Annotated in this window: 11 protein-coding genes, 1 riboswitch and 1 other annotated feature; of the genes, 3 read left to right on the plus strand and 8 right to left on the minus strand. The window is 47.4% G+C overall.

The features are described 5' to 3' along the window. Positions 1–12: 12 nt before the first annotated feature. The 7 genes from ilvD to ilvN are packed head-to-tail and all read right to left on the minus strand — an operon-like array spanning position 13 to position 7,742. A complete protein-coding gene (ilvD, locus tag J2Z34_RS05650) occupies positions 13–1,677 on the minus strand; it encodes a dihydroxy-acid dehydratase (protein ID WP_209458897.1) in 1,665 nt (554 codons plus the stop codon). 20 nt (positions 1,678–1,697) lie between these two features. Next, positions 1,698–2,771, minus strand: coding sequence for a 3-isopropylmalate dehydrogenase (gene leuB, locus J2Z34_RS05655; RefSeq protein WP_209458898.1), 1,074 nt, complete (start codon positions 2,769–2,771; stop codon positions 1,698–1,700). A 19-nt stretch (positions 2,772–2,790) separates the two neighbouring features. Then, positions 2,791–3,279, minus strand: coding sequence for a 3-isopropylmalate dehydratase small subunit (leuD, locus tag J2Z34_RS05660; RefSeq protein ID WP_209458899.1), 489 nt, complete (start codon positions 3,277–3,279; stop codon positions 2,791–2,793). A gap of 11 nt (positions 3,280–3,290) precedes the next feature. Next, positions 3,291–4,550, minus strand: coding sequence for a 3-isopropylmalate dehydratase large subunit (gene leuC / locus J2Z34_RS05665; protein ID WP_209458900.1), 1,260 nt, complete (start codon positions 4,548–4,550; stop codon positions 3,291–3,293). Between the two features lie 17 nt (positions 4,551–4,567). Beyond that, positions 4,568–6,160 (minus strand): citramalate synthase, encoded by a 1,593-nt coding sequence (gene cimA, locus J2Z34_RS05670; RefSeq protein ID WP_209458901.1) that lies wholly within the window; start codon positions 6,158–6,160, stop codon positions 4,568–4,570. Positions 6,161–6,196: 36 nt separating this feature from the next. Further along, the gene (gene ilvC / locus J2Z34_RS05675; protein ID WP_209458902.1) at positions 6,197–7,186 is read right to left on the minus strand and encodes a ketol-acid reductoisomerase; all 990 of its coding nucleotides are present in this window, start codon (positions 7,184–7,186) and stop codon (positions 6,197–6,199) included. 49 nt (positions 7,187–7,235) lie between these two features. Further along, on the minus strand, positions 7,236–7,742 hold the full coding sequence (gene ilvN, locus J2Z34_RS05680; protein WP_209458903.1) for an acetolactate synthase small subunit: 507 nt from the start codon (positions 7,740–7,742) through the stop codon (positions 7,236–7,238). Between the two features lie 80 nt (positions 7,743–7,822). Beyond that, positions 7,823–8,049, minus strand: a binding site (T-box leader). A 307-nt stretch (positions 8,050–8,356) separates the two neighbouring features. Between ilvN and J2Z34_RS05685 the strand changes: the two genes are divergently transcribed. After that, positions 8,357–9,427: a M42 family metallopeptidase gene (locus tag J2Z34_RS05685; RefSeq protein WP_209458904.1), complete on the plus strand. Its 1,071-nt coding sequence runs from the start codon at positions 8,357–8,359 to the stop codon at positions 9,425–9,427. 61 nt (positions 9,428–9,488) lie between these two features. After that, positions 9,489–9,590: riboswitch (purine riboswitch) on the plus strand. Positions 9,591–9,941: 351 nt separating this feature from the next. Continuing rightward, entirely contained in the window at positions 9,942–11,120 is a 1,179-nt protein-coding gene (locus tag J2Z34_RS05690) for a phosphoglycerate dehydrogenase (protein ID WP_209458905.1), read from the plus strand. A 121-nt stretch (positions 11,121–11,241) separates the two neighbouring features. Here the strand turns inward: J2Z34_RS05690 and J2Z34_RS05695 are convergent, their stop codons facing one another. Continuing rightward, entirely contained in the window at positions 11,242–11,712 is a 471-nt protein-coding gene (locus J2Z34_RS05695; RefSeq protein WP_209458906.1) for a methylated-DNA--[protein]-cysteine S-methyltransferase, read from the minus strand. Positions 11,713–11,915: 203 nt separating this feature from the next. On the opposite strand from J2Z34_RS05695, the gene J2Z34_RS05700 reads away from it, so the two are divergent. Further along, a complete protein-coding gene (locus tag J2Z34_RS05700) occupies positions 11,916–12,941 on the plus strand; it encodes a glycosyltransferase family 4 protein (protein ID WP_209458907.1) in 1,026 nt (341 codons plus the stop codon). The last annotated feature ends 38 nt before the right edge of the window (positions 12,942–12,979 follow it).

The raw sequence follows: 12,979 nt of genomic DNA on the forward strand, positions 1-12,979 counted from the left end.
CAATCGTCTCCTTTAATCGGCACTCAGCACGGCTCCCTTGCTTGCCGATGTGACAAGCTTGGCATACCTTGCGAGGACGCCTGTCTTGATCTTTGGTTCAAGTATCTTGTGGGTCTCACGCCTCTTTGCGAATTCATCATCTGATAGCCTGGCGTTTATTGTGCCCTTCACCATGTCGATTTCAAGTATGTCCCCTTCCCTGAGAAGTCCGATGTTTCCACCAAGAGCCGCTTCAGGGGAGATATGCCCAATTGCAGCACCTCTTGTGGCTCCGCTGAACCTTCCGTCGGTTATAAGCGCAACATCGCTGTCAAGGCCCATCCCGACTATTGCTGAGGTTGGTGCAAGCATCTCACGCATTCCGGGTCCGCCCTTCGGTCCCTCATACCTGATTACAACAACATCACCCTTTACAATCTTGCCGGCATATATGGCTTCAATGGCCTCATCCTCTGAATCGAAGACCCTGCATGGTCCAGAATGTACCAGCATCTCAGGGGCTACAGCTGATTTCTTGACTACGCAGCCATCCTGGGCAACATTGCCCTTGAGGACTGCAATACCTCCGTAAGTGCTGTAAGGATTGTCTATAGGCCTTATTATTGATTTGTCCAGAATCTTAACACCCTTCAGGTTCTCCTCAAGTGTCTTGCCTGTAACAGTTATGTTGCTAGTGTCTACAAGCCCTTTTGAAGCCAGCTCCCTTATGACAGCATGGACTCCTCCTGCAGCCTGCAGGTCCTGCATATGGTAAGGTCCCGCCGGTGCCAGCTTGCAGAGATTGGGAGTCCTTGCGGACACCTCGTTTGCAAGGTCGAGTGTCAGGTCAACACCAGCCTCGTGTGCTATTGCAGGAAGGTGGAGCATGGAATTTGTGCTGCAACCAAGCGCCATATCTACCGCAAGGGCATTCATGAATGTCTTGGTGTTCATGATGTCCCTGGGCTTAATGTCCCTCGCAAGCATCTCCATTACCCTCATGCCGGCAGTCTTAGCTAGCCTCTCCCTTTCCGCATAAACGGCAGGAATAGTACCGTTGCCGGGCAGTGCCATACCGATGGCTTCACTCAGGCAGTTCATGCTGTTTGCAGTATACATGCCTGAACAGGAGCCGCATGTCGGGCATGCTGCGTTCTCGCACTCCGTCAGCTCTTCCTGCGTCATGTTGCCGGCCTTGAAGGCTCCTACAGCTTCAAACATAAGGCTAAGGTCATAATCAACCCCCTTATGCTTTATTGATAGCATGGGACCGCCAGACACGAATACCGTCGGTATGTTGACTCTGGCAGCCGCCATGAGCATTCCGGGAACCACCTTGTCACAGTTAGGTACCATAACAAGAGCATCGAAGCCGTGTCCAAGAGCCATTGCCTCCACAGAGTCGGCGACAAGCTCCCTGGTTACCAGTGAATACTTCATCCCCATATGGCCCATGGAAATTCCGTCACAGACGCCGATTGCGGGAAACACAATGGGAGTGCCTCCTGACATGAGGACTCCTGTCCTTACTGCATCCACAATTGTGTCCAGATGCTTATGTCCTGGTACTATCTCGCTCTTGGCGCTTACTATTCCGATAAGGGGGCGTTCAATCTCCTCTTCGGTCATTCCCATTGCCTTGAATAGTGACCTGTGAGGTGCCTTCTCAGCACCTTTCTTGACACTGTCGCTTCTCATAAGTTTACTTCCTCCCTTTATCAGATCCTGTCCCTTATTAGACTTCCCATCTCTTTAGTTCCGACCTGAGTCTTTCCTTCGCTCATTATGTCACCTGTCCTGTAGCCTTCTTCAAGGACCTTCTTGACAGCAGCCTCTATTTCAGCAGCCTCAGCATCCAGTCCGAATGAGAGCCTCAGCATCATCGCAACTGAAAGTATCGTAGCTATAGGATTTGCCTTGTCCTGACCAGCTATGTCAGGTGCTGAGCCGTGAATAGGCTCGTACATTCCAAATGATGTTCCGCCCATGCTGGCTGACGGAAGCATCCCTATCGATCCCGTTATCATGCTTGATTCATCCGATATTATGTCTCCGAACAGATTCTCAGTCACAATAACATCAAACTGTCTCGGATTTATAACAAGCTGCATGGCGCAGTTGTCGACATACAGGTGGTTAAGCTTAACCTCAGGATAGTCTTTTGCCACCTCGAGCGTAACCTTCCTCCACAGCCTGGATGAGTCCAGCACATTAGCCTTATCAACGCTTGTAAGTCTCTTGTCCCTTTTCATTGCAAGCTCAAAGCCAACCTTGACTATCCTTCTGATTTCATTCTCGGTATAGAACATGGTGTCGTAAGCCCACATTCCGTTCTCATCGCTGCCTGTGTCTCGCTTTCCGAAATATGCTCCGCCAGTCAGCTCCCTTACAACAACGAAATCAAGTCCTTCAGTACCGGTTACCGATTCCTTCAAGGGACATGCTCCGCTAAGCTCCTGGTACATTACAGCAGGTCTGAGGTTCGCAAAGAGTCCGAGCTGATTTCGAATACTTAACAGCCCTGCTTCAGGCCTTAGATTTCCAGGAAGCGTATCCCACTTCGGTCCGCCCATGGCTCCGAGAAGCACTGCATCGCTTGCCTTGCATACCTTGACGGTTTCATCAGTAAGCGGCACGCCAAATTTATCCAGTGAGGCTCCGCCTGCGAGGACCTCAGTATACACGAATTTGTGTCCGTGCTTTTCGCAAACCTTATCGAGTACCGCCATTGCCTGCTCGACCACGTCCGGTCCTATCCCATCGCCCTTTATGACTGCTATCTTCTTTTCCATGCTCACACCCTTGCCTTCCTTAACCTTTGTTGTTTATATAGTTCACAAGACCGTCTGCCTTGATTATCTCCTGCATGAACTCCGGGAACGCCTGTCCCTGATAGCTCTCGCCTCTGGTCACGTTGGTGATGACACCAGTATCGAAATTGACCTCAACAACATCGCCGCCCTTAATCTTTTCAGCAGCTTCAACGCATTCAAGTATCGGAAGCCCGATGTTTATTGAGTTCCTGTAGAATATCCTGGCAAAGGTCTTCGCGATGACGCAGGACACACCTGCAGTCTTTATTGCCAGCGGCGCATGCTCCCTTGAGGAACCGCAGCCGAAGTTCTTGTCCGCGACTATGATGTCGCCATTCTCGACCTTATTCCCGAACTCAGCATCTATGTCCTCCATGCAATGAGCTGCAAGCTCCTTGGCATCAGAAGTGTTGAGATACCTTGCAGGTATGATTACATCTGTATCGACATTGTCTCCATATTTGAATACTTTTCCTCTAGCTAACATTCCAATACCCCCTATATGTTCTCAGGGTTCGAAATGTACCCTGTCAGAGCTGACGCCGCGGCTACCGCAGGACTTGCCAGATATACCTCGGACTCGACATGACCCATCCTGCCAACGAAGTTCCTGTTTGTCGTCGAGACAGCCTTTTCACCCTTTGCGAGGATGCCCATGTGGCCGCCCAGGCAAGGACCGCAGGTTGGTGTGGAGAATGCCACTCCGGCCTTTACAATGTCCTGAACCAGACCCTCTTCAATTGCCTGAAGATATATCTTCTGTGTGCCAGGGAAAACAAGCACCCTCACTCCCTTGGCAACCTTCTTACCTCTCAGGATTTCAGCCGCTACCCTGATGTCCTCTATCCTGCCGTTCGTGCAGGAACCTATGACTACCTGGTCCACCTTTATGGTGCCCACTTCATCTATGGTCCTTGTGTTGTCAGGAAGGTGAGGGAAGGCAACTGTCGGCCTTACTTTCCCGAGGTCTATCTCATATACCTTCTCGTAGACAGCATCCTCGTCTGCAGTGAATACCTTGTATTCCCTGTCAGAATGCTCCTTTACATATTCTATGGTCTTCTCATCAACGGGGAATATACCGTTCTTGGCACCAGCCTCTATGGCCATGTTGGCCATTGTGAACCTTGAATCCATTGAAAGGTTCTTAAGTCCCTCTCCAGTAAATTCCATTGACTTGTAGAGAGCTCCGTCAACTCCGATCATTCCGATGATATGAAGTATTACATCCTTACCGCTTACCCATTTGGTTGGCTTTCCGGTGAGCTCGAACCTCAGAGCTTCCGGTACCTTGAACCACGCCTTTCCAGTTGCCATTCCTGCTGCCATGTCAGTGCTTCCTATGCCTGTCGAGAAGGCTCCAAGCGCACCATATGTGCAAGTATGAGAGTCTGCTCCTATGACCACGTCACCAGGTACAACCAGTCCCTTTTCAGGAATAAGAGCATGCTCGATGCCCATCTCTCCGACCTCGAAATAGTTCTCTATCTTCTTGTCGAGTGCGAATTCCCTTATGAACTTGCACTGCTCCGCTGCCTTGATGTCCTTGTTTGGCGCGAAATGGTCAGGTACTATCGCAATCTTCTTCTTGTCAAAGACCTCAGTGGTCTTCATTTTTGCAAATTCATTGACTGCCACAGGTGTAGTTATGTCATTGCCGAGCACAAGGTCAAGGTCAGCCATGATTAGCTGTCCTGCCTTGACTTCCGCAAGGCCTGCGTGGCTGGCAAGGATCTTTTGAGTCATTGTCATTCCCATTTGTTTTCCTCCGTTTGTCACATATAGTTCCTGATCTTCAGTTCAAGCTCCCTCAGAAGCTTTATCTCTATGGCGTCCACAAGTGCAGTAAGGCTGGCGCCTATTATGTCCTTGGATACGCCGATGGTTGTCCACTCGTTCACTCCGTCTGTAGTGCTGATAAGCACCCTTACCTTGGATGCTGTCGCATCCCTTGAATCCAATACCCTTACCTTGTAGTCGGTGAGGCTTGTCTTCTTCAGCACGGGATAGAAGTTCTCCAGACATTCCCTTAGAGCCTTGTCCAGAGCGTTAACCGGTCCGTCACCTTCAGCTGCAGACATCTTGGTTGTACCCTCAACGTTTATCTTTACCATTGCATACGCGCTGTGCTCTCCGGCTTCCTGCCCTCTTTCACCGATGATCTTGAAATCCACCAGGTCAAAGAATGGCTTATACTTGCCGAGCTGTTTCCTTATCAGCAGCTCGAAGGAGCTTTCTGCACCCTCGAACTGGTAGCCAATGTGTTCCAGCTCCTTGAGCCTCTTAATGATCATCCTAGTCTCTTCCGAGTCTTTACTTATGTTCGGTGCTATCTTCTGTATGTTCTTGATGACAGTGCTTCTTCCTGATACCTCCGACATTAGGAACCTTCTGGAGTTGCCGACCACAGATGGCTCGATATGTTCGAAGCTCCTCGTGTTCTTCATTGCTGCGTCGATATGCATGCCACCCTTATGGGAGAAGGCATTCCTTCCCACATATGGCATATTCTCATCAAAGCTGATATTTGCGGTCTCTCCGATGAGCCTTGCAGTTTCTGTAAGATGCTCCATGGATTCCGAAGGAATCGCGCTGAAGCCCATCTTCTGCTGAAGGTTAGCTATCACAGTTGTGAGGTTTGCATTGCCGCACCTTTCCCCAAAGCCAATGAAAGTACCCTGGACTTCCTGTGCACCTTCAGAGACCGCAGCAAGAGTGTTGGCAACAGCGCAGCCGGAATCATTATGACAATGGATTCCCACAGGAATATCAAAGGCATCAACTACTGCCTTTGTCATCTCGGATATCTCATGGGGAAGGCACCCGCCGTTGGTGTCGCATAGCACAAGGCTTCTTGCACCGGCATCACTTGCTGCCTTCAATGCTTTCATGGCATATTCCCTGTTGTTCTTGTAGCCGTCGAAGAAGTGCTCCGCATCGAAGAATACTGCCTTGCCCCGCTCAGTCAGGAAACCAATCGTGTCTGATATCATCCTGAGATTCTCTTCGAGAGTTGTGTTGATGATGTCGGTGACATGGAAATCCCAGCATTTTCCGAATATGGCGATATGCTCTGTCCCTGCAAGCAGTATCGACTTGAGGTTGTCATCATCCTCAGGCAAAATGTCTTTCCTTCTGGTCGATCCGAATGCCACGAGCCTTGCATTTTCAAGCCTGATATCTGCAACCTTCTGGAAAAACTCCAGGTCCTTGGGGTTGGAGAATGGATTCCCGGCTTCTATGAATTCCACGCCTATTGCGTCAAGCGCTCTGACTATCTTGAGCTTGTCTTCAGCAGAGAAAGAAATACCCTCTCCCTGAGCTCCATCCCTCAGAGTTGAATCGAATACTGAGATTTTCCTGTCCAATTCATGTCACCTCTTTTGTTGTAGGATCAGTGATCCCTATTTGTTCCAGCTCATCATCTTTCTGAGTTCCTTGCCTACATGCTCCACCTGAAGGTCCTGCTCTATCCTTCTTCTTGAAAGGAATGCAGGCCTGTTAGCCTTGTTCTCAAGTATCCAGTTCTTTGCGAATGTTCCGTCCTGTATCTCATTAAGGACCTTCTTCATTTCCTTCTTGGTCTCGTCAGTTATTATCCTGTCGCCTATGGAGTAGTCTCCAAATTCAGCAGTATCAGATATTGAGTATCTCATGTAGTTTAGTCCGCCCTGTACTACAAGGTCGATTATTAGCTTCATCTCGTGCACGCACTCGAAATATGCGCTTTCAGGCTGATATCCAGCGTTGACAAGTGTCTCGAAGCCTGCCTTCATGAGGGCTGTTACTCCTCCGCAAAGTACTGCCTGCTCACCGAAAAGGTCTGTTTCTGTCTCTTCCTTGAAGGTTGTCTCAAGTACTCCTGCTCTTGCTCCGCCTATTCCGAGAGTGTACGCAAGTGCAGTCTCCTTGGCCTTGCCTGAGGCATCCTGATATACAGCTATGAGACAAGGAACTCCCCTGCCTTCAACGAACTGACTTCTAACTGTATGGCCAGGTCCCTTTGGAGCTGCCATGAAAACATCGACGTCTGCAGGAGGAACGATCTGGCAATAGTGGATATTGAAGCCATGTGCAAATGCAAGACTCTTACCGGCAGTAAGATTCGGTCTTACACTTGTGTTGTATATGTCAGCCTGCTTCTCGTCCGGAACGAGCATCATTATGATGTCTGCTTCCTTTGCAGCATCGAACGCTGTAGCTACCTTAAGTCCGTTTTCCTCTGCAAGCTTCCAGGACTTGCTGCCTTCGTACAATCCAACGACTACGTTTACTCCTGACTCCTTGAGATTAAGCGCATGCGCATGTCCCTGGGATCCGTAGCCTATTATTGCCACCGTCTTTCCTTCAAGTGCCTGTCTGTTGCAATCCTTCTCGTAATACATTACCGCCATTTTTCTTTTCCTCCTGTTATTCTTTTATTTTTTTGCTATGTAAATTTAATTAGTTGGCTTTTATACCTGTGATTCCCTGACTTCCCCTTCCGAGTGCTGTAAGTCCGGTCCTTGTCATTTCAATTATCCCGTATGGTTCAACAAGCTTTATGAATGCATCTATCTTGTCTCCGTCACCTGTTATTTCTACAATCAGGCTCTCAGGGGCTATATCTACAATGCTTGCCCTGAATATGTCGACCACACCTCTTATCGGTGACCTGGCCTCCTCGTTTGCCCTGACCTTGACCAGAGCAAGCTCCCTGTATACACTATCCTTTGTCTTCAATTCCTCGACCCCCAGTACCACATACAGTTTCTGCGATTGCTTGATTATCTGCTCCAGCGTTGAGGTATCGCAGGTGAGAGAGACAGTAATCCTTGAAACCTCAGGGTTTTCTGTCCTTCCTACAGTAAGGCTCTCAATGTTGTAGCCTCTTCTGCTGAACAGTCCGGATATCCTTGACAGAACTCCCGGCTCATTAACTACCAGTATCGACACTACGTATCTTTCCATTCGTTCCACACAGCCCGAAACTTCCGGGCGCTCCTTTCTTCTCTATGTTTTCAAGGTAAAATAAAAACCCCTACATCAAATGCAGGGGCGAAAACTTTCCGCGGTACCACCCTAATGCCAGCATCAGCCAGCGCTCAATCAAGTTCAATCAAACTCTTGCCTATAACGGGGCATACCGTTCCCGCTTACTCAGTATTCAGCGAAAACGCTCGGGAGTGATTATACCAGAAGGGCAGCATCGATTCGCACCAACCATCGATTCTCTGAATCTGCTTGCTAGAGGCATTGTCTCCGTCATCGCATTTGAAAGGGATATTGAATGCATTTTAACAACTCCGCAATTTTTTGTCAACATATTGCCTAAGAAATATCTCAATTCATCAATTCTTAACATATCAACAAAAATATCTAATATTTTTATCATTACGGTAAATTGTGCTTTGAATTTTCCGGATATTGATAAACATTTGTACTCTGGAGGGGTACATCTTCTTCAAAAACGCGAATGATTCCCACATTTTTCTGAAAAATATTAATAAAATATTTTTTAAATGAGCCAAGTGGTATACTGAAAATATATTAAATACACTCTTATTCCAAAAGGAGACCATAACATGACAGATACAGAGCTCATAGGAAGACTTTCTAACGCCTTCGGTCCTTCTGGATTCGAGGATGATGTAGTTTCAGTCATAACAGAAGCCCTTGAAGGCTTCAATCATGCAACGGATCCGATGAACAATCTGTATGTTTCACTTAATACAAACAAAGGCTCGAGACCAATAGTCATGCTCGATGCCCATCTGGACGAAGTTGGCTTCATGGTCCAGTACATAGCTGGAAACGGCCTGATAGGTTTTGTTAACCTCGGAGGATGGATTGCTTCAAACGTTCCTGCCCACAAGGTGATTATCAGGAACTCTAAAGGAGAAATAATACCGGGGATAATAACCTCCAGGCCTCCGCACTTCATGACCGAAGCTGAGAAGTCCTCTGTCCCAGACTTCGAGACCATGATGATCGATGTGGGGGCAAGAAACAGGGAGGAAGTAATTAACCTTTATGGCATACAGCCCGGTGACCCGGTTGCTCCGGATGTGCGGTTTGAAACCACAAGGAACGGATTCCTGATGGGAAAGGCATTCGATAACAGACTGGGATGCTACGCTATCATCGAGACCCTCAGAAGATTAAAGGATGCAGAACTAAATGTTGATGTCATCGGCTGCTTCGCATCCCAGGAAGAGGTAGGCATGCGTGGGGCTGAAGTTACAGGCAAGGTCACAAGGCCTGACCTCGCCATAGTATTCGAGGGTTCTCCCTCAGATGATTTTCTGTCTGACAGAGATAAGGCTCAGGGAGTTCTAGGAAATGGCACCCAGATAAGACATTTCGACCAGAGCTATGTCAGCAACCCAAAATTTATCGCATATGCCAAAGCCATAGCAGAGGAATCAGGCATCAGATACCAATCAGCGGTAAGAAGGCGTGGCTCCACAGATGCAGGAAGGATACATATCTCTCATAAGGCGGTGCCAGTTCTCGTCCTTGGAATTCCTTCAAGGTACGTCCATACCCACTACAACTACGCCTGCCCCGATGACGTCGAAGCGACGATAAGCCTTGCGGTTGAATCAATAACAAGGCTTTCACAAGAAAGCGTCTCAGGGCTGACACAAAGATAATACGTTAATTTTACGAACATTTTTTGAAAAATCTTGATTATCGTTCACTAATTTAGTATCATGTATTCAATAAGGATTCTCTCATATAATTCTCGTGATATGGACGGGAAGTTTCTACGAGGCAGCCATTAACTGCCTGGCTATGGGTGTTTTCAGCATATGGATGCAAAGGGGTATCCCCTTGTTTCCTGTGCCCGAAAACCGGACCCATCGCCTGATGGATCCGGTTTTTCATTTGCCAGTCACAATTATTCTGATAGATGTAACCACTTGCAGCGCGCCGTGGCGACCCCAACGGGCAAGCCCGGCCATGGCGCAAAACCCCTTTGCCGTCCCGGCGCTGACCCCCCGGGCGGCTTTCTTTTCACATTATGACTAATGATAAACTACCAAAATAGAATGGCGATAAAAAATAGATAAAAAAATAGCGTACACTTTTCAAAAAGGTACTTGCTATGTTCGCCAATAAAGATTAAAATTATAAACATTCAAATTGTGTGTGAGGTGTGGACGTATGTATGCTATAAAAACATTAAACAATATTTCAGAAAAAGGCATGAAGCTTTTCACAAGTGAGTATGACCTCTCAGGAGAAGGCAAGGCAGACGGTATACTCCTCAGAAGCTTTAGTATGCATGGAATGGAGCTAGACGACTCCGTTAAGGTGATTGCCAGGGCAGGAGCCGGTGTCAACAATATCCCTACTGAAGAATACGCGGAAAAAGGCATCGTGGTATGCAATACCCCTGGCGCCAACGCAAACGCGGTCAAGGAGCTGGTCCTTCTTGGACTTCTGATGTCTTCAAGAAATGTAGTAGATGCAGTTGACTGGGTAAGGTCCATAAAGGATAAGACAGATGCTGAAAAGATCGTCGAGAAGGAAAAAGGCAGATTCACCGGTCAGGAGCTCACCGGCAAGAAGATTGGAATAATAGGGCTTGGAGCTATCGGAGCGCTCGTCGCAAACATGTGCACATCCCTCAAGATGGATGTATATGGCTACGACCCGTTCATATCGGTAAGCGCCGCATGGGGCTTGAGCTACAAGGTCAAGAGAGTTGAGAACGTTGATATGATCCTCAATACCTGCGATTATGTGTCGCTTCATGTTCCTCTTATAGAACAGACAAAGAACATAATCACTGCGGACAGGCTTAAGAATGCAAAGAAGGGCCTTATCCTTCTTAATTTCGCAAGAGGAGGCCTTGTTCCTGAAGCTGCCATCAAGGAAGCTCTGGAGCTCGGCAGTGTTTCAACTTACGTTACCGATTTCCCGAACAATACTCTTCTAAACATGAAGAATGTAATATCCATACCGCATCTTGGAGCCTCCACTGAGGAGTCTGAGGAAAACTGCGCGATAATGGCAGTCAATGCCACCATGGAATTCCTCGAGAATGGCAACATTGTCAATTCAGTGAACTATCCTGAATGCTGCATGGGTCCTGCTGAAAGAAGAGACAGGATAGCAATCTGCAACAGGAACATACCGAACATGGTCGGACAGATTTCAGGGATACTTGCCGAAAAAGGCATGAACATCGCTGAAATGAAGAACCAGTCAAAGGGCAACTACGCATATACGCTTATTGATACAGACAGTGAAGTTGACGAAGACACTCTGGACAGACTTAAGTCAATTGAGGGAGTCATCAGGGTCAGGCTTATAAAGGCCAGAAACAAAGTCAGCTAAAATTACTTCGTTATCCCCTACCTTCCGGATAAGTATAGAAACACCGGCTGGACCTGCCGTCCACCGGTGTTTCATGCGTCCAGAATCTTTTCCTTGCTCTATTACAATCACTTACCTTAGGTCACTTCACTGAGTTCCTTTCTTCAAGGTCCAGAAGCTTCCTTTTTGCATCCAGTCCGCCAGAATACCCTGTCAGGCTTCCATTTGCACCCACAACCCTGTGGCATGGAATTATGATTGGAAGTCTGTTCCTATTGTTAGCTGCGCCTACAGCCCTCACAGCTTTTGGTTTTCCTACAGCTTCTGCAATCTGACTGTAAGTCCTTGTTTCGCCATAGGGTATCTTTAGAAGCTCCTTCCATACCGTCTCCTGGAACTCTGTCCCCTCTACAAGCAATGGCAGGTCGAATACTATTCTGATTCCGGCAATGTACTCGGCTATCTGGTTAAACGCCTTCTTTATCAGTCTGGTCTCTTTCGTCTCAGCACCCTTAAGACCATCACTCCCGAAAACAATGTCTGAAATATATCCATCCTCTTCTGCAATCCCGATTAGCCCTATTTCAGTCTCGTAAAAAAATATCTTCTTCAAATTCCCACCCCCACATATATTATATCCTGAACCTTCATACCCTATTCAAACAACAGGCATAGGCTTCAATATTTTCTCTCTATTGAGTTTCATTATCTATATGTTTATGTTCTGATGCATACCATTCTAGCCAATATGGATTATAATGTAATCAGAGAATATACTATGATATTCCTTATTCAAGAAATCCGGAGGTGCTGCCAATGATTACTATAAACATTAAATCCGAGGCGGATTCCGTCAAGGGGCATGGAGTGCTTTCAGCTCATGACGAGCAGCTTCAGCTTGTAAGGAGTACCCTTTCAGACACCTTCGAGTTTTACGACAACACGAACAAAACATGCGACATAACTCATTTTCAGACGGTGAACTTCACCTATCTTCTCCGTTTCTTCATATACAAGAGACATGGCAGTACCGTGGCCCATGTGCACTTCCTTCCGGAAACCCTGGACAAGAGCCTCAACCTGCCCTGGATTGCACGCAAGGTATTCTATTGGTACCTTATAAAGTTCTACAAGAACGCGGATTACCTGGTAACAGTGAATCCTTATTTTATTAAAGCGATCGGCAGATACGGCATTGACAGTAAAAGGGTCCGGTACATACCGAACTTCGTATCATCCGAGAACTTTCACCCTATTGCTGAATCAAAAAGCGAATTACGAAGAGAATTCGGACTGCCTGAAGACAGATTCACAGTCCTTTGCGTAGGTCAGCTCCAGGAAAGGAAGGGAGTCATAGATTTCATTGATGCTGCAAGGAGAATGCCCGATTCCGAGTTCGTATGGGCTGGCGATTTTGCATTCGGAGTAATCTCATCAGGCTATTCAAGCATAAAGGAACTTGTCGGCTCACACCCGTCAAATGTTCACTTCCTTGGTCTTGTCGAGCATGAAAGGATGAACAGCCTCTACAACCTCTCGGATGTCATGTTCCTGCCATCCTACGACGAACTTTTCCCTATGACTGTCCTTGAGTCAATGAGCTGCCACATACCAGTACTCCTCAGGGACCTTCCCGAATATGAGAGTGTGCTCCTTGATTTCTATCTCAAGGGCTCCAGCAACGAAGACTTCATATCTCAACTTGAAAGGCTTAAGAACGACGAGACTTATCGGAAAGAGGCCTCAACCATGGCAGAAAGAGGCGCGAATTTCTACAGCAGCGGCAGGATATCCGAAGAGTGGAGAAAATTCTACCTTGAGGTCTATAATTCAAGAAGATAGCGAATCCCGCACGGTATTGCCATGCGGGATTTATTATC

This window comes from Youngiibacter multivorans (assembly GCF_017873395.1).
Classification (GTDB): Bacteria; Bacillota; Clostridia; order Clostridiales; family Clostridiaceae; genus Youngiibacter; species Youngiibacter multivorans.

Bases quoted from the DNA above. Each gene is read 5' to 3' on its own strand.
- ilvD (WP_209458897.1), bottom strand. From the start codon at position 1,677: ATGAGAAGCGACAGTGTCAAGAAAGGTGCTGAGAAGGCACCTCACAGG.
- leuB (WP_209458898.1), bottom strand. From the start codon at position 2,771: ATGGAAAAGAAGATAGCAGTCATAAAGGGCGATGGGATAGGACCGGAC.
- leuD (WP_209458899.1), bottom strand. From the start codon at position 3,279: ATGTTAGCTAGAGGAAAAGTATTCAAATATGGAGACAATGTCGATACA.
- leuC (WP_209458900.1), bottom strand. From the start codon at position 4,550: ATGGGAATGACAATGACTCAAAAGATCCTTGCCAGCCACGCAGGCCTT.
- ilvC (WP_209458902.1), bottom strand. From the start codon at position 7,186: ATGGCGGTAATGTATTACGAGAAGGATTGCAACAGACAGGCACTTGAA.
- ilvN (WP_209458903.1), bottom strand. From the start codon at position 7,742: ATGGAAAGATACGTAGTGTCGATACTGGTAGTTAATGAGCCGGGAGTT.
- J2Z34_RS05685 (WP_209458904.1), top strand. From the start codon at position 8,357: ATGACAGATACAGAGCTCATAGGAAGACTTTCTAACGCCTTCGGTCCT.
- J2Z34_RS05690 (WP_209458905.1), top strand. From the start codon at position 9,942: ATGTATGCTATAAAAACATTAAACAATATTTCAGAAAAAGGCATGAAG.
- J2Z34_RS05700 (WP_209458907.1), top strand. From the start codon at position 11,916: ATGATTACTATAAACATTAAATCCGAGGCGGATTCCGTCAAGGGGCAT.